We start from the raw sequence: 16,544 nt of genomic DNA on the forward strand, positions 1-16,544 counted from the left end.
GCAGCTACGGGCGGTGCGCCTGCGGCTCGTAGCCGCCCCCATTGTCGGGTGATTTTATGAAAATCATAAGCCGGTTGGCTTCCGCGCCATGCTCCGCTCGCTTTGGCGCAGCTCCTGCTATCGGACGCTGAATTCGTTCGGTGTGCACTTTATCCCCTCATCAAGACGGCGTCTCTTGAGAGCCGCCTTGCAAATGCATCGCCACTTCATCCAGAAATGTCATCGGGTCGATCGGCTTTTCGATATAGCCGGTGCAGCCGGCCGCCAGCGCGCGCTCCCGATCGCCGACCATGGCAAAGGAAGTGACGGCGACGATCGGGGTGTCGTCAAGGGTGGGTGCCTGTCGCAGACGCTCGGCGACTGCATAGCCCTCGATGTCCGGCAGTTGAATGTCGAGCAGGATGAGATCGGGATGCAGCTCTTCGGCCAGCGCAACTCCCTCCAGACCGTTCGTGGCCTGAAGGACGGTGTGTCCCTCTCTTTCAAGCAGAAAAGTGACCAGGTAGCGGTTCTGGCGATTATCCTCGATCACTAAAATGGTTGCCATCTCTACTTCCTTATGAATAGACGTTGCGCAGTTGGCTTCTTGCCCGGGAAGCTCTAGAGTTTGAACAAAATCATCTGGCAATGGCGGCAGGTGCGGCTGGGAGCCGCACGTTCTCGATGGTCCGCAAAGTCTTGGGAATCGAGGAGGCGCAGCTCATAATTGCGCCTACAAGGCGCCAGAATCCTTTGTGAAATTCCATCCAGCTTCCTGGAGGTCCGTATTCTACAAGAAGGTTTCACTTGACTGCGTAACATAAGTTGTGAAGCCGTTCCAACTTTGTCTCCGATCGGCGCTTTCAAGAGGTTGGCGGGCGCAGCGGCAGATGCAGCGTAAAGGTGCTTCCGACGCCCCACTTGCTCTCAACACTGATATAGCCGCCCAACAATCTGGCCAGGTTGGCGCAGATTGCCAGCCCCAGCCCCGTTCCTTCGTGACGCCGCGTCAGCCCTTCGTCGAGCTGCTGAAAGGGCCGGAACAGGCGGCCAAGGTCCTCCTCCCGAATGCCGACACCGGTGTCTTGCACGCTGATGAGCACCATCGGCGCTTCCACCCGACAGTGAAGGTGAACAGACCCTCGTTCGGTGAACTTGACGGCATTGCTGAGCAGGTTGAGCAAGATTTGCTCGACGCGACGGCGGTCGCTGATCACCTCGCTCACATTTTCATCGACGATTGCCGACAATGCGATGCCTTTGCGCTGCGCTGCAGGCATCATACTGCGCAAGACGGCCTCGATGGCGCTGCGCACGTCGAAGGGAGCAATTTTCAGCTCGATCTGACCCGCTTCGATCTTCGAGATGTCCAGGACATCGTTGATCAGCGCCAGCAGATGACGAGCGCTCTCGTAGACCATTCCAAGCTGCTTCTTCTGTTCTTCGTTCAGCGGTCCGGCCAGCTCCTGCAACAAGACGCCGGTGAAGCCGATGATGGAATTGAGCGGCGTGCGCAGCTCGTGGGACATCGTAGCCAGAAAGGTCGATTTGAGTCGGTCTGCGGTCTGCGCCTTTTCCATGGCGGCTTCTAGTTCTTCAGTGCGCGCATGCACACGCGCCTCCAGCTCCGCCTCCAGCATCTTTTGCGGCGTAATGTCGATATGGGCGCCGAGAATGCGAGAAGGGGCGCCGCATTCGTCGAACAACACGGCCGCCTGCGCCAGAATCCAACGATACGAACCGTCCTTGTGGCGCATGCGAAATTCGAGGCGATAGTTTGGCTCGGAGACGACGAGATACGAGCCGGAGGCGTCGAAGACGCTCGCCAGATCCTGGGGATGGATGCAGCGTCGCCATGCGTCCAGGGAGTTTTCCAGCTCATGGTCGGCGTAGCCGATCTGTTGTTTCCACTCTGGAGAGAAATACACTTCGTTGGTGCGCAGGTCCCAATCCCACAGCCCTACGGCGCTGGCGCTGACCGCCATGCGTAGACGTTCTTCGGCTTGAGCGCGACGCTTTTCCTGGTCGGCCATCTCGAGCGCAAACGCGACGTCGAGCGCCAGCTCCTCGAGCAACTTCACCTCATCGGCGTTGAAGAAGGCCGGCTCCGAGGAATACAGCGTAATCACCCCGCGTACGGCGCCGCCGGAAATGAGCGGCAGGGCAGCGATGGAGCGATACCCCAGTTCCAGTGCATATTTGCGCCACGGCGCCATGCGCGGGTCGTCGGCCACCGAATCGACGACGACAGGCTGACCGCTGCGCAGCGCGCTGGCCGTCGGCCCTTTGCTGCGCGGGGAGTCGTCGAGGGCAATGTGGAGCTGTTCCAGATATCCATTGGTGACGCCGGCGTGAGCGACCGGCCTGACCGCGCCGTTCTCTGGATCGACGAGGCCGATCCAGGCCATGCGCAGCCCGCCAACCTCGACGGCGACCTCGCAGGCTTTGGGCAAGAATTCCGCCGGATTGCGCACGCGCACGATGGTCTGGTTGACCTCGCTGAGGACGGCGTAGATGCGATTCAGCTTTTGCACGCGGCGTTCGCTGGCCGCCAGTGCAGTGACTGCACGGCGGCGGCGCTGAAATTCGATGCGCAACCGCCAGGCGATGAAGAGCGCACTGATGAGGACGAAAAGCCAGCCTTTGAAAGTCTGCCAGGTTGTCAACGTTGCTGCGTCCGGCGCCCACAGCGCAAGCGCACGATTCGACAGAGCAATCCATAGGGCGCTGAAGAGGGTGTACGGGACCACGACGCGCCAGATGGTCTTGAACCCATCGAGTTCCACATCAGCGGAGGAAGTTTGAGACGGCGGCGAAGGTTTTCTGAAGGGCATCGATGACCTTCATATAGGCCGGCGGCTAGAACTATGGCGCTATGCTTACACCATTATTCCACAGATTTTCCGGCGGGTCAAAGGTCATCCTTTGACCGCACCAGAGGCCAGCCCGCTGATCAGGTAGCGTTGAAAAAGGAGGGCAATCAAGATTGGAGGAAGGGCAGCGATCACGCCTCCCGTCGCCATCATGCCATAGTCGATCGCATGCCGACCGGTGAACTCGGCGATAGCGACCGGGATTGTCTTGGCCGCCGGGCTGGAGGTGAAGATGAGCGCAATCAAGAATTCCTCCCAAGAGGCGAGAAAACAGAAAAGGCCGGTCGCCACAATGCCGGGCAATGAGATGGGCAGGATGACGCGAGTTAGCGCCTGTAGCCGCGTACAGCCGTCGATCATTGCCGCGTCCTCTAAATCGGCGGGAATCGTCTGAAAGTAGCTCCGCAAAATCCAGATGGCGAAGGGCATGATCAGAGACGAATAGACGATCACCAGTCCCTGGATGGTGTCCAGCAACTGCAGATCGCCCATGACCCGAAACAACGGAATCACCAGCATGATCGGCGGCAACGTGTAGGAAATGAGCAGGACATAGACAAGCTGACCGTGACCTGCAAAAGACATCCGTGCGAAGGAATAGGCGGCCAGGGCGCCCACCGTCACACAGATCGCAGTCACTGAGGCTGCGATCGCCAGGCTGTTGAACAAGGAGCGCCTGAAATTCGCCGCCGAATCCCCGCCGGTGGCTGTGGCAATCTGAACATAGCGTTCCAGCGTCGGCGCTTCCGGAATCCAGTGCACCGGCACGCGCAGCAATTCCGCTGTGGAAGAGATGCTTGAGATCAAAAGCCAGATAGGCGGCGCCAGAATGACAATTGCCACCAGCGCTGCTGCAGCGTATAGACCTATCTGTGGAAGAAGGCGACGCATCGTCAGTATTCCGTCTCTCGATTCACCAGTCGAATATAGAAGAAAGCCATCACCCCGATAAAGAGCGTCATCAGCCACGCCAGCGCAGCGCCGCGTCCCTGTCGCAAAAATGAAAAGGCCTCCAGATATGTATAGTAGGCGATCACCTTGGTGCCATCAGAGGGGCCGCCTGAGGTCATGATGTAGATAATGTCGAACACCTTAAAGGCGTCCATCGTTCGGATGACCAAGATGATCGTCAGCGTTGGACGCAACAGAGGCAACGTGACGGACCAGAAGCTGCGCCAGGCGGAAGCGCCGTCGACGCGCGCCGCCTCATAGAGGGCGGGTGGGATTGTCTGCAGGGCAGCCAGGGTCAACAAAATCACCAACGGCGTCGTCTTCCAGACGTCAGCGACGATCACCATGTGCATGGCGGAGATCGGATCGCTCAGCCACGTGCGATAGCTGCTGATCAGGCCCGATTGGTAGAGCAGACTGTTGAGCGCGCCGTAGGAAGGGTTGTAGATCCACTTCCACATGATGGCGTCGATCGTGATCGGCAGCGCCCAGGGGATGAGCACAAGCGCCCGCAGCAGCCCTCGGCCCTTGAAGGATTGATTCAGCAACACGGCGACCGCTACGCCCAATACCACTTCCAGAGCGATCGAAAGACCCATGAAATACGCCGTGCGCCCCACCGACGCCCAGAAAGAGCCATCCTGTAAAATATCGGCGTAATTGCCCAGACCGACAAACGGTTGTCCAAGCGCCGGACGCTTGAGATCGATCACGTGAAGGCTCATCCACAGGGCGCGCACGATCGGGATGAAGATGAGGGCAAAGACAACGAGAAAGGCGGGAGCGATAAGCAGCCAAGCCAGAAACCTCTCTTGACGAGAATGGCTCATCTGGGTGCGTTGCGGGCTGGAATGGCGCACCGTTGAAGCTGTAGTCATCAATCGGTCCTCTGGTCAGACGTCGTCTGCGCAACAGACGTTCTTTCTGCTGCGCAGACGACAGGTCAGAGAGATGGCGTCACTGATACTGTTCGCGCACTTTCAGGATCGCCGCTTCTGCGTCCGCCAGCGCCTGCTCCGGCGTCTTGGCGCCGGTGAGGGCTGCCTGCACTTCTCGCGCAATAATCTCAGACGTCTCCGAATAATACGGCACGATCGGGCGGTTGCGGAGGAAAGCATATTGCTGTTTAGAGACGTTCACAAAATCCTGCTCTCGCGCCACAGCTGGCTGCATCTCTAATAACTCCGGATCATCGAAGAGCGATTTCCAGATCGGCAGTGCATTCTGGGAGTAGCGTTTTTGCACATCTTTGCTGGAAAGGAACTGAATGTACTCCCACGCCCGATCTGGATTCTGCGAACTCTTCATGATAGCGAGGCCCATGCCGCCATTGATGGTGGCGCTGGGCTCAACTTCGCCAGGCATCAACGTCACAATTGCGTTGCCCACGATCTGTGACTCCGCCGGATCGTTGGCAAGGTTCAGCTGGTACGCCCAGTTGACGGAAAAGAGCGAGGCGCCCTGCGAAAACGTGCGACGCACTTCCTCGTAAGTGGACTCCAGCGACGCCGGATTGATCAATCCGTCTTTGAGACCGTTCACCATGAAATTCAGTGCAGCCAGTCCTTCCTGGCTATTGAAGGTGGGCTTGCCTTCTTCATCGAAGAACGAGCCGCCGAAGGCGAAGAGATAATAAGCGAAGGCAATGGTCAGGCCCTCATCCTGCTGGAAATACTCAATGAAAGGATATTCAACCAGACCCTGGGCTTTGGCGGCCAGGCCCATCTCGCGCAGTTCACTCCATGTCTTTGGAGGCGCCGAGAAACCAGCCTTCTCCAGCATTTCTTTGTTGTAATAGAGATACAACACATCATTCAACCATGGCATCCCGTAGAGTCGCCCCTGCCATGTCACTGCCTCCAGCGCCCCAGGCCAGATGTCCGCCCGCACATCTTCTGGAATGCGATCGGTCACGTCGAGAATGAAGTCGGCGGAGGCGAATTCGGCCGGCCAAATGCAGTCCATCAGCACGACGTCGTAACCGCCGGCGCCGGCGGCGGCAGCCGTGACGATCTTGTCGTGCAGGGCTTCGTAGGCGACAAAATCAAGCTGCACGTCAACGTCGAGATTCTGCGCCTCGTATTCCTGAGTGATCGCCTCGATGTCGCTCTGCTGGTAACCGGCCTGTTGCATGAACAGCGCGCGCAGCACCGTCTGCGTGCTCGGAGCCGGCGCCGCCGACGGCGCAGCGACAGGCGCCGTACACCCTATCAACAGAGAAAGAACTAAGAAAAAAGAGACCCAGCGGACGAGTTGCATGTTGACTTTCCTCCTTTATTTGATGGTTTGCAGCTTCATTGCACCAAAGACCCGGAATTCTGGATGACGCACACGCAACCATATCAGTACAACCGACGAAACCACATCGATGGCTATCGATGGCTCGTCTCAAGCCAATTCACCCTTCGAGCAAGGAATCTTTCAGCGGATAACGGCCATATTCGTCGGCTGCGGCGACCAGCGCCTCCAGGTTTTCATACGGCGTATCGCGCGGCAGCTCGCAGCCCGGGCTCAAAATAAAGCCGCCATCCATCCCCCCCTCCCGCAAACAACGTCGCACCTCTGCGCGCACTTGCTCTGGAGTGCCGGCCAGCATCACTCGAGCCGGGTCGATGTTGCCTTTGACGCACATCTTATGGCCGAGAATCGCCTTGGCTTCCTTCAAGTCGATCAGGGAGTCGAGGTTGATGATGTCCAACTCTAACTCTGCAAAAAGCGGAAGCAGCGCCGTTGTGTTCCCGCAGGCGTGATATTTGATGCGCACACCGGTTTTCTTCAAGGAGGAGATCAGTTCGGAAACGTAGGGGAAATTGTACTCTCGGTAATGCCGCGGCGAAACCAACGACGCAACAGCATCGCCTACGCCGATGTAGCGAGCGCCCGCCTCAACCTGCGCTAAACCAAAGGCAAGCTCCATCTCTGTGGCAAAACGCATCAACGCATGCACCATCTTGGGGTGCTCGTAGAGATCCGTCATCAGATTGCTCAGCCCGCGCAGCATGGCCGCTTCCTGGAACGGCGCCTCCACCCACCCATACACCACCTGGCCATCGCCCAATTCGCGTTGCAGAATGCGCAGGGCCTTGATCTGCTCGTGCATGCGGTTCGGGCCAAGTGGATCGGGCAAACGCAACTTTTTCAGATCATCCGGCCCTTTGATCAAAGAGTCATCCCCAGGTGCGCCGGGAACTTCGTCCTCCTGCCAGATGACAGGCGCACCGACCGTCTCCGACTCGCGCACGGCGTCTGAGGTGACGTTGACGCTGTCGTAGCCGAAGCGCCGGATGGATTGAAGTTGGGCGCTCGCCATCACCTCGCCGTAGCGGCAATAGTCGCTGTATTTGACGCCTGCCAGCCGGGCGGCGAAAGTCATGATCAAAGGGCTGACCGGAACTCGATCCGGTTGACGCAAATTGCAAACCGCCTCGTAGCGTTCATACGAATTCATGAGTTAGTGCATCTCCACCGCGCACACGCCGATGCCGCTTCGCAAGAAATTAAATTGAACATTCGGGTGATCGGCCAACAAAGACATCGGCACTGAGGTGTCGACGATCCGTTTGGAAATCATGAGCGTGGTCAATCGTTGCCCAAACGGATTGTCGTGTTTGCCTGCGTGCCAGATAGAAACCTTTTCTGCGCGCCAGGTTTCGAGAGGACCGACGGTCACCGCTTTCGTCGGCACATTCTGCACCACCCCACCGCCTGACGTTCTTGCGTTCTGAATAATGGTCATGGGGTGCAAATCGACTACGCGGGTGCCCAGTTGGCGATACACCTCAGGCGGAGGCGGCGTTTCCGTCCAGGGCGGTTCGCGTCGGGGCGGATCGTTGAACGCCCAATGTTTCACCTCGCCCTGCCCCCCTTGCATGATGACGCAGCGCGCCCGCGACCAGCTTGCGATATACTCGGTGGGGTCAGCTTTGGGAAAATGGATGTTCTCGGGCGGCATGCGTAAATCTGGCCGGATGCGATTGAAGCAAAGCTCCATGTCGGCTCGGGCGAAGCTCAACGGAAAGTCGATAGGCGCTTCCTTGCCGTCGATCACCCATTCATCCATGCCCCAAAAGTGAGCATAGCGCAGGTCGAGCTCCAGCTCGTTCACCAGTTGAGCCACCAACGGCAACTGTTCGGTGGGGCCGATCGGCCCACAGATGCCGGCCGGCTGCTCCGGCGTCGCCTGCTGCCAGGCATGAATGTACTCGAGCGCTTCGGCCAGATAAAACTCTTCTACGGTGTCGTAGATTTTCACGGTGAAGCCGGGGCGGCTGAGCGCAACCAAGTCTTCCGGGGTTAGTCGCGCCGCGTCATCAAGGATTTCGCGATCGAGTGTTGTGTAATCCCACCAATCAGGCGCCACAATGCTCAGCGGTCTCATAGTTTTCCCTCTGAATCAGTGCTCTGAATTTTTTCGCCAAAAAGCTGCAAACCCCTTCGCCGCCTACTTCAATTCCAAATGCAGCACGCGCTCCCCGAGTGCATCCACCAGGGGGTCATCTTCCTCCCTACAGTACCCAAGGGAAAGATGGCGCGTCCATCCTTCCGCGTACAGAAAACGACCGGACAGCTCCCCAACCCGTCGGCTCATTGCCTCCATGTGGGCGACGAAGGCTCCGATTCCCTGGCTGGCTTCCAGCCATTCTTTCTGGCTGCGATGCATCTCCAACATCCGGCGCTTTAAGGGCAGAACATCGCTGATGTCCACATAGTATTCTGCATGCACAACCCTTCCCATCGGGTCTCGCAAGCCATAGGGCATAGCGTGATAGATGGTGACAGGCGCATCGACCGGAGGACGGGGTGGGTCGGTCACATAGTTCGGCGCCCCACGCACAAAAGCGGCCGAAAGCGCCAGCCGACAGGTGTTCATGTGATCTTCCATGTAATCAACCGGCGGATGGGTGAGCAGAATCGTAGGCGCGACCTCTCGAACGACGGCAGCCAGTCGCCTCAACGTCACCGGCTCATAAAAGATGCCCATATCCGGGCAGATGCTCTCATGATAGACTGCGCCTAACAAGGCCGCGGCCTCGATGGACTCCTGCCGACGGATGGAGGCAGTCGTTACGGCGTCCCATCTCACGCTGCCTAACGAACCATCTGCAACCGTCATGCAATGAATTTCGTAGCCAGCCTGACGAAGCAAAATAAGCGTACCCGCCATCATGAATTCGAGGTCGTCAGGATGCGCAACGATGGCGAAGGCGCGTTTGGATGAAACAATACTCATAGGGCGACTTTTATCCATGCCACCGTAGATAGCACCTTTTCACAAATTGCGTGGGTAAAGCTCCAGGGCGTTGCTTGTCTCCATCATTGCGCTTGCCACCGCCCCCATCACGGCGGCGTCTACATGAGACGCCGACACTAGGATCGGCGGCGTATGGGGCGCAAGGCCGTTGAACCGCCGCCGGACTTCGTCGATCAAGATTGAGCCGTATTTTGCCAGTTCTCCGCTGATGATGACCATCTCTGGATCAAGAATTGCAGACAGGTTGGCGATGGCAATGACGATGTAATCAATGGTCTCATCGACGACCTGCGCCGCTGCTTCATCTCCTTGCGTGGCTGCAATCAGGATCGTTTCCGCTGTGATCTCCGTTCGATCCGCAGCAAATAACATCGATGACGCTCCAGCTTCCACTGCGGTCCAAAAACGTCGGACGATCCCGGAACATCCGGCCAGACCTTCCAGACACCCATAAGTGTCATAGGCGTAGCCCAAAAACTGCCGTCCGGGAATCAGGTATCCGATCTCACCGGATGCGCAATGTGTCCCCCGATAGAGTTTGCCATTGAGAATCAGGCCGGCGCCGATGCCGTCTCCGAGCGAAATACAGACAACATTATTGAGGCCCTGCGCTACGCCCCGCCAGTTCTCCCCCAGCACAATCAGGTTCACCTCATTCTCCACAAAGACCGGCAGGTGAAGCGTATCCTGAAGCAAATTGCGCAGAGGAAGATTGCGCCAGCCCAACGTCGGCGACCAGACGACAATGCCCTCAGGATATTGCACGATCGACGGGGCTCCGACGCCAACCCCACGCACAGGGATGCCAAGGGAGTGCGCTTTGGCATGAAGCGCCGAGATCAATTGAATCAACTGCTCGACACCGCCATCACCGCACTCCATTCGCTCTGTGCGCGATTCGATGATTTGACCGTTTAAGTCCGCAAGCGCGCCTACGACCTGTTGGCCGATATAGACCCCAATCATAAGTGCAGACTGAGGGTTAAAGCGCAAAAGCGTCGCCGGGCGCCCACCTTGGGAATCGACCACTTCGGATTCAAGAATTGCGCCCTCTTCGAGCATTTTAGAGACAATGCGCGTGACGGTTGGCGGGCTGAGCTGAAGCCTACGCGCAATTTCAGCGCGAGGCAACGGCCCTTCGCGATAGATTAGGTCCAGCACCGCCGAGCGGTTCACACGACGCAGTAACCTTGCATCACCGGTTCGCTTCATCGCAGGTGAAACGAAAAACTATACGCTTTGAGATATACACTTAACAGGGAAACCACAAAGGGAGTTTCTTTCTGAAAGAAAGAATATCAGAGCGACGAGCGACTGTCAAGCGTTATTTCATTGTCTTTTTTTCTGTTGTTCCGCTGTTGTCAACGCTCGCAGTTTCGCTTTTGGCGCTCAGTGCAGTTCGGTTCGGAGATAGCTTAATATTTTTCCGACAGAAAATCGATGAACAGCAGCGCCTCATCCGACTCTATCATCGGTGGCTGTTCTTCACCAATCACATGTAACAATTTCCTCGTTGGGTGGGGTCTGTGAGGGTTGATTGCCTGCGCTCACCGCCGGAAGGAAAATCTGATAGCCGTTCATCGCCTCCGCCGCGCCGGCGGTCACCAACGTGATGCGGCTGCAGGCGGCGTAGGTCTGCGCGCCCTTGCGCAGCTCCGCCGAGACGACCTGCTCGCCGGGCCGGTCGTCGAGCGTCCAGGCGAAGCTGCTGGCGAAGGGACGCCACGCTTCCCAGGCGCCGCTGTTGTTGCGTAGCCGCATCTCGCTCCAGTCGCCGTAGATGTAGACGCTGACCTCACGGCTGGCGGTGGTAGGAGCGTCGTTGTTGATGACCATGGGATAGACGTCCCGTCGCGAGCCAAAATCCTGCACCCAGTAGGCGCCATAATCGCCTGCGCCGCTGAAATACCCCACCCCGATCTCGCGCAGGTCGGGGTTGAGGATGTTGCGCCGGTGGCCTTCACTGCTCAACCAACCTTGCATCACCGCCTCCGGCGTGCGATAGCCGGCGGCGACGTTCTCCGCCGCCGCCCAATAGTTATACCAGACGCGCATGCGCTCGAATGCGCTGCAGACGCGCACCAGCGCGCCGTTGTTGCGGTCATGGGTGTCGTGGCTGAAGTAGTTGTCCAGCGCCAGATCGGCGGCGTGGTAGCGCGCCGCCTTGTCCAGCGCCGCCGTGCGCTTGAGCGGCGGGACGCCGTTGGCGACGCGTTCGCGGTTGACCAATTCCACTACGCGCGCTTCATATTCGCTGTTGACGACGGCGACATCCGCTCCGCCGCAGCCGGTGAAGGCGACTTCCCAAGCAGAGGCCGCGATGGATGGCGCCGTCGCCAGGCAAGACAACAGAAGAATGGCCGCAATTCCAATGACGCCTTGTCTGAACTTCATCACCGAACAAGCCCAAAATCCCCGATTCATAAAAGACCACACCTTTTTGCGCTTTATGCAATTTCCAGGTTTTTGCGAAGGATGATGACTATAAAATATCGCCAAACGCTTGTCTAAACGTTCCTCATTGTACGCAGAAAGACAACCCATTTCATGGTGCATTTGCTTCGAGTTGCATGCGCCTGATGCACGGCTTTTCGTCTAATATTGAGCGTTAGAGTTATCAGTGGGCTAATGCAGAGAGTCGATGGCGCGTTATCCGAGCAAACGCTCCTTCAACCCTGTGTAGCGGGCCGTGACGGCGTTGTTGTTGACGGCTAATGCGATGGCGCGCGGCTGCCCGACCAGCACGACCAGCCGTCGCGCTCGAGTCACTGCAGTGTAGAGCAAATTGCGCTGCAGCATCATGTAGTGCGACGTGAGGAGCGGGATCACCACGGCGGTGAATTCGCTGCCCTGGCTCTTATGCACGCTGACGGCATAGGCGTGGATCAGTTCATCCAGTTCAAGAAACTCATAGCGAACCGGTCGGCCATCGAACACAACCGTCAACGTATGCATCACGGGGTCAAGGGCCACGATGCGGCCGATGTCGCCGTTGTACACATCTTTGTCGTAGTTGTTGCGAACCTGCATCACCTTGTCGCCAACGCGATAGACGCGGCTGCCGACGGTGCGCTCCGGACGATCGGGCGCAGGCGGGTTCAACGCCTTCTGCAGCGCAGCGTTGAGCGCCGCCACGCCGACCACCCCGCGATGCATCGGCGCCAGCACCTGAATCTCCTCCGGTGGAATGCCAAAACGGCGCGGGATGCGCTCCGTCACCAGCTCGACGCACAGTTGCGCGGCGCGCTCCGGCGTTTCGGTGCGAAAAAGGAAGAAGTCGGTCGCCGCCCGGTTGTCGATGATCGGCATTTGCCCTGCGTTGATGCGATGGGCGTTGGCGATGATCAGCGAACCAGCCTCCTGGCGAAAAATGGTCTGCAAACGGACGACGGCTGCGCGGGCGCCGGGGTTCTCCTGACTTTCCAGCGCAGCGATGACATCCTTGAGCACATTGCCTGCGCCCACGCTCGGCAATTGATCGATGTCGCCCACCAGCAGCAGATGCATGCCGGGTGGAATCGCCTTCAGCAGATGATGCGTAAGCGGCAGGTCGAGCATGGAGGCTTCGTCGACGATCAACAGGTCGCCCTCGAGCGGGTTTTCTTCATTGCGCTGAAACGCCAGCCCTTCGCCCGGCTTGAATTCGAGCAGGCGATGAATGGTTTTGGCTTCCTGGCCGGTCGTTTCCGCCAGTCGTTTAGCGGCGCGGCCGGTGGGGGCGGCGAGCAACACGCGTCTGCCCTCGCGCCGACAGAGGTGAAGAATCGTGCGCACAGTGGTTGTCTTGCCGGTGCCCGGGCCGCCCGTCAGCACGGTCACGCGATGCGTCAGCGCAGCCTGCACCGCCTGTCGTTGCTGAGGGGCGAGAGAAAACCCCTCGCCAGGCTCGGCGGCGGCCAGGGCGTGGGACCACTCCTCCGGACGATACTGCGCGAAGACCGCCAGCCGGCTCTCTCCTTCGTTCAGGAGGCGACGGAGACGCCGCGCCGCGCCGGCTTCGCTGAAATAGAGCGGCGCCAGGTAGACGGCGTTCTCCTCCGCCAGCAGCTGCTGCGCCTCTTCAACCGTATGGACGGCGTACAATTGCCCTTGCTCGGCGACGAGCTTCGGCTCGGCGACGAAGGCGGGCTGCGGCTCGATGGCTTCACCCCCCGCTCCAGGCGCGACCTTGACCTGACCCTCGTTCCACAGGCGCGCCAGGCCCAGGCCGATCAAGGAGGGAGGCACATTCAACAGTTCGGCGGTGAGTTTCACCAGCTCGGAAGTGGGCAGAAAAACATGCCCTTCCTCGCTCGCCTGGTTGAGCGCATAGGCGACGCCTGCAGCCACGCGTTCCGGCGCATCCTCCGGCATGCCGAGGGAGCGCGCAATTTTGTCCGCCGTGAGAAAACCGACGCCGAAGATGTCGCGCGCCAGCCGGTAGGGGTCGCTGCGCACGATGTGGATGGCGTCGTCGCCGTAGGTCTTGTAAATTTTGGCGGCGAGGCTGGTGCTGACGCCGTGGCTCTGCAGGAAGAGCATCACCTCCTTGATGGCGCGCTGCTCGGCCCACGCCTTGCGGATCATCTCCACCCGCTTCGGGCCGACGCCCGGCGCTTCGATCAAGCGTTCCGGCTGCTCTTCGATGATGGTCAACGCGTCGAGGCCAAATTGTTTGACGATGCGATGGGCGGTCACCGGACCGACGCCTTTGATCAGCCCACTGCCCAGATATTTTTCCAGCCCGGCGATGGTGGCGGGTAAAACCGGGCGAAACGTTTCGACCTGAAACTGGCGGCCATAGTCGCTGTGCACCGTCCACCGCCCGGTCAACTCGACGCACTCGCCGACGTTCAGCCCCAACATGGCGCCGACGATTGTCACTTCGCGAGCAGGGCCGAACAGGGTGTGCGTCGTCGCTTCCGGCGTCAGCTTGGCGACGGTGTAGCCGGTCTCTTCATTGTGAAAGGTGATGCGTTCGACGACGCCGCGCAGCGTATCCATAGGATTCGTCTATGAGGCCGCGCCGCTTCGCTTGCCTGTCGCAGCGATCAGTTGCGCCTTCAGATGAGAACGCCGGCGCAGCCACTCCTTCTCGTCGATCTGCCCTAGGGCATGGAGATCGTCGAGCCGGGCGATTTCATCGAGGAGGGCGTTGCGCAACGCCTCCGGATTTTCCGGCGTCGTCGATGTGGCGAAGGCGCCGCGCTGAATGGCGACCCCTGTCACGGCCAACAACGCCGCCGCCACCAATGCGATCATCACCCAGGAGACCCACGGCTCCATCGGCGGGCTGAGGGTGGAGCGTGAAGAGGTCGCCGGCAGCCCTGCGGCGGCTGCATCGAAGCGAGGCAGGCCACGGAACAGAACCTCGATTCGTCCGGGGCCGAAATCGTTCAATCTCCACAATTGATACTCCACGCCTTCGAAGGTCTGGACGCCGTCGAAGCTCATAGCCGGCGCATCGATGCGCACTCCAGGAACGTTGGTCACGAGCATGGAGAGCGAATCGGTCGGATACAGCAGCTCCTGCGCCAGGGTGTATCCATCGCCCTCCACAGGAATGGCGTACTGTACGATAATCTGCTGCGCATTCTCGCCGGGCATGACCGGCAGCGTGTCGTAAATGATGTTGCTCACGCGGCGAAAACGACCGCCCAGGACGCCCCCTTGCAGGGTGATCTCCTGCGCATCCAGGGGGACGTCGACGCCGACGGTGACCGGCGCCTCCACGCCCTCCATCGTCCGCCCGACGAAGGCGCGGTCGCCGTCGTTGCGAAACAGATAAATTTGGGCCACAAGCAGCGCGCCCGGCCGCACGTCTACGATCCAATGCATGCGGCTGAGGCGAACGCCGGACGGGTCCTCGGTGACGCCGTAGACGGTGATCGGAGCCGCAGCCTGCGGCTGCTCCGGCGTCAACGTAATCAAAGGGCTGGAGTAAGTGAAGCCATCCACTACGACCGTGGCCAGATAGACCAGCTCCGGGTTGACGTCCAAACCATCGAACACGAAGGTGTTGTCGACGCCGAGCGTCGTCGTAAAGCTGGCGACGCGCTCGAAATTCAGGTAAGCGTCGAGCGCAACTTGCAGCGCGTCCTCAGGTTGCGGCGCGCCTTCCGCAAAACGCACAGCGCCGGTGATCACGCCCTCGCCCGCCTGATAGAGCGAAACCCAGGGCGGCGCGTAGCTGAAGGTGCGGATGAATTCGAGCGTCGCCTCTCGTTGCGCCTGCGTCCAGTCGGCGCCCAGGTCGGGATGCGCGCGGCGCCAGCCTGCGTCCCAGTCGGCCTGGCTGACGAAGGTGGTGTAGGAAAGGTCGGTGAAATCGGGCAAGGCGCCTTCGGCCTCCGGGCCATCGCCTGCGCCTCGTTCACCGTGGCAGGACGCGCAATTGGCGGCATAGAGCGTTGCGCCCATCTCCACCTCCGCCTCGGACGTATGCAGGCTCCACGCATACGCCACGGTGTTCCAGATTTCGTCATCGGTCAGGCGATTAGACCACGGCGGCATCAGCTTGTCCAACCAGCCGAACTTGGTCGTGTAGAAGAGCATGGCGGGGCTGCGCTCCCAGATCGCCGAGCGTTCGGCGAAGGCGGTCGCCGGGCCGGGCAGGCTGGCCGCGGTTGGGCCGTCGCCTCGCCCTAGCTCGCCGTGGCAGGGAGCGCAGTTGCTCAGATAGCTGCTGCGTCCGAGCAGCGCCGCCGGAGGAGCGTCGGGAAGCGTCACCTGACCAGCGTCAAAAGGCGGAAGCTCCTCCTGCGCCCATGCCGGCGCGGCGCACAAGACCGCCAGCACAACCAACAGAAACGCCAGTCTACGCGCCAAAAGCGTCAAACGAGAGGCAAACTGTTTCAACATGCGAGGCATCCAATCGTAGCAAGAATCGGCGAGCAGGAAGAGGCGACGACTCGCGGAAACTTATCATGACGATCGCCGTCAACCGCCGCCGCGCAGCGTCTTCCAATGCAACTGCGCAAAGAGCGCGTCGAGCGTCGCCTGCTCGCCGACAAAGACAACGGTGGCGCCGCCGACGCTGAGCGAACCGATCTGGCGACGTTGGGCCGGTCGCAGCTCCGCGCGCCAGCCGTCGCCTTCCATCTGGTTTTCGCCCACCGCGTGACCGCCGAGCTGGGTGAGGTACTCCTGCATCAGCCAAACCGGCACGCCGTAGTAGTCATGTTCGACGCGCACCGTCATCGGGGCCGTCCGCCGCCGACCGGCGGAAAGATGCAGACGTCGGCGTTTTCCGGGATGGTCATATCCAGGCCGCCCAGATAGCGAATATCGCGGCCGTTCAGAAAGATATGGATGTTGGAGCGAAGCTCTCCGTTGCTGTCGAAGAACTCCCGCTTCAGCGCCGGCCAGCGCGTGATCATCTCCTCGATCATCTGACGAAAAGTGTCGCCGGCGTCGGTGGCGAGCTGCGCTTCCTTGCCGCCCACGATGGGGCGCAACGTTGCATAGACACGGACATTCATTGCTACGTTTCCTTGTTCAAAAATCCTTTA

14 protein-coding genes are annotated in these 16,544 nt (G+C 59.7%); all 14 read right to left on the minus strand.

The genetic code is table 11. The features are described from left to right. Positions 1–160 precede the first annotated feature (160 nt). Complete coding sequence (locus tag Q0367_RS16335; protein ID WP_297633939.1) at positions 161–547, minus strand: response regulator; 387 nt, start codon at positions 545–547, stop codon at positions 161–163. A gap of 295 nt (positions 548–842) precedes the next feature. Then, positions 843–2,813: a GAF domain-containing protein gene (locus Q0367_RS16340; RefSeq protein ID WP_298983568.1), complete on the minus strand. Its 1,971-nt coding sequence runs from the start codon at positions 2,811–2,813 to the stop codon at positions 843–845. 84 nt (positions 2,814–2,897) lie between these two features. After that, positions 2,898–3,743: a carbohydrate ABC transporter permease gene (locus Q0367_RS16345; protein WP_298983570.1), complete on the minus strand. Its 846-nt coding sequence runs from the start codon at positions 3,741–3,743 to the stop codon at positions 2,898–2,900. Between the two features lie 2 nt (positions 3,744–3,745). Then, complete coding sequence (locus Q0367_RS16350; protein ID WP_298983572.1) at positions 3,746–4,681, minus strand: carbohydrate ABC transporter permease; 936 nt, start codon at positions 4,679–4,681, stop codon at positions 3,746–3,748. Between the two features lie 79 nt (positions 4,682–4,760). Beyond that, positions 4,761–6,062: an extracellular solute-binding protein gene (locus Q0367_RS16355; RefSeq protein WP_298983574.1), complete on the minus strand. Its 1,302-nt coding sequence runs from the start codon at positions 6,060–6,062 to the stop codon at positions 4,761–4,763. 139 nt (positions 6,063–6,201) lie between these two features. Beyond that, positions 6,202–7,251 (minus strand): uroporphyrinogen decarboxylase family protein, encoded by a 1,050-nt coding sequence (locus tag Q0367_RS16360; protein WP_298983576.1) that lies wholly within the window; start codon positions 7,249–7,251, stop codon positions 6,202–6,204. 3 nt (positions 7,252–7,254) lie between these two features. Continuing rightward, positions 7,255–8,181 carry a hypothetical protein gene (locus tag Q0367_RS16365; RefSeq protein WP_298983578.1) on the minus strand — a complete coding sequence of 309 codons (927 nt, stop codon included), beginning with the start codon at positions 8,179–8,181 and terminating at the stop codon, positions 7,255–7,257. Between the two features lie 63 nt (positions 8,182–8,244). Next, on the minus strand, positions 8,245–9,033 hold the full coding sequence (locus Q0367_RS16370) for a PIG-L deacetylase family protein (RefSeq protein WP_298983580.1): 789 nt from the start codon (positions 9,031–9,033) through the stop codon (positions 8,245–8,247). 39 nt (positions 9,034–9,072) lie between these two features. After that, complete coding sequence (locus tag Q0367_RS16375) at positions 9,073–10,266, minus strand: ROK family transcriptional regulator (protein ID WP_298983582.1); 1,194 nt, start codon at positions 10,264–10,266, stop codon at positions 9,073–9,075. A 273-nt stretch (positions 10,267–10,539) separates the two neighbouring features. Further along, entirely contained in the window at positions 10,540–11,478 is a 939-nt protein-coding gene (locus Q0367_RS16380; protein ID WP_298983585.1) for a CAP domain-containing protein, read from the minus strand. A 225-nt stretch (positions 11,479–11,703) separates the two neighbouring features. After that, positions 11,704–14,037, minus strand: a complete 2,334-nt coding sequence (locus Q0367_RS16385; RefSeq protein ID WP_297633929.1) for an AAA family ATPase — start codon at positions 14,035–14,037, stop codon at positions 11,704–11,706. Positions 14,038–14,046: 9 nt separating this feature from the next. Further along, positions 14,047–15,894 (minus strand): cytochrome c, encoded by a 1,848-nt coding sequence (locus tag Q0367_RS16390; RefSeq protein WP_297633926.1) that lies wholly within the window; start codon positions 15,892–15,894, stop codon positions 14,047–14,049. A 78-nt stretch (positions 15,895–15,972) separates the two neighbouring features. After that, positions 15,973–16,233: a DUF1952 domain-containing protein gene (locus tag Q0367_RS16395; RefSeq protein WP_297633923.1), complete on the minus strand. Its 261-nt coding sequence runs from the start codon at positions 16,231–16,233 to the stop codon at positions 15,973–15,975. Beyond that, positions 16,230–16,514 carry a ubiquitin-like small modifier protein 1 gene (locus tag Q0367_RS16400; protein WP_297633920.1) on the minus strand — a complete coding sequence of 95 codons (285 nt, stop codon included), beginning with the start codon at positions 16,512–16,514 and terminating at the stop codon, positions 16,230–16,232. Before Q0367_RS16400 ends, Q0367_RS16395 begins: the two co-directional genes overlap by 4 nt. Positions 16,515–16,544 lie beyond the last annotated feature (30 nt).

Origin of the sequence: uncultured Caldilinea sp. (assembly GCF_937128415.1) — a bacterium.
Lineage (GTDB): Bacteria > Chloroflexota > Anaerolineae > Caldilineales > Caldilineaceae > Caldilinea.

Excerpts from the sequence above, each read along its gene's own strand:
- Q0367_RS16355 (WP_298983574.1), bottom strand. The coding sequence starts at position 6,062 with ATGCAACTCGTCCGCTGGGTCTCTTTTTTCTTAGTTCTTTCTCTGTTG.
- Q0367_RS16400 (WP_297633920.1), bottom strand. The coding sequence starts at position 16,514 with ATGAATGTCCGTGTCTATGCAACGTTGCGCCCCATCGTGGGCGGCAAG.
- Q0367_RS16380 (WP_298983585.1), bottom strand. The coding sequence starts at position 11,478 with ATGAATCGGGGATTTTGGGCTTGTTCGGTGATGAAGTTCAGACAAGGC.
- Q0367_RS16345 (WP_298983570.1), bottom strand. The coding sequence starts at position 3,743 with ATGCGTCGCCTTCTTCCACAGATAGGTCTATACGCTGCAGCAGCGCTG.
- Q0367_RS16340 (WP_298983568.1), bottom strand. The coding sequence starts at position 2,813 with ATGCCCTTCAGAAAACCTTCGCCGCCGTCTCAAACTTCCTCCGCTGAT.
- Q0367_RS16335 (WP_297633939.1), bottom strand. The coding sequence starts at position 547 with ATGGCAACCATTTTAGTGATCGAGGATAATCGCCAGAACCGCTACCTG.
- Q0367_RS16350 (WP_298983572.1), bottom strand. The coding sequence starts at position 4,681 with ATGACTACAGCTTCAACGGTGCGCCATTCCAGCCCGCAACGCACCCAG.
- Q0367_RS16365 (WP_298983578.1), bottom strand. The coding sequence starts at position 8,181 with ATGAGACCGCTGAGCATTGTGGCGCCTGATTGGTGGGATTACACAACA.
- Q0367_RS16395 (WP_297633923.1), bottom strand. The coding sequence starts at position 16,233 with ATGACGGTGCGCGTCGAACATGACTACTACGGCGTGCCGGTTTGGCTG.
- Q0367_RS16385 (WP_297633929.1), bottom strand. The coding sequence starts at position 14,037 with ATGGATACGCTGCGCGGCGTCGTCGAACGCATCACCTTTCACAATGAA.
- Q0367_RS16375 (WP_298983582.1), bottom strand. The coding sequence starts at position 10,266 with ATGAAGCGAACCGGTGATGCAAGGTTACTGCGTCGTGTGAACCGCTCG.
- Q0367_RS16370 (WP_298983580.1), bottom strand. The coding sequence starts at position 9,033 with ATGAGTATTGTTTCATCCAAACGCGCCTTCGCCATCGTTGCGCATCCT.
- Q0367_RS16390 (WP_297633926.1), bottom strand. The coding sequence starts at position 15,894 with ATGTTGAAACAGTTTGCCTCTCGTTTGACGCTTTTGGCGCGTAGACTG.
- Q0367_RS16360 (WP_298983576.1), bottom strand. The coding sequence starts at position 7,251 with ATGAATTCGTATGAACGCTACGAGGCGGTTTGCAATTTGCGTCAACCG.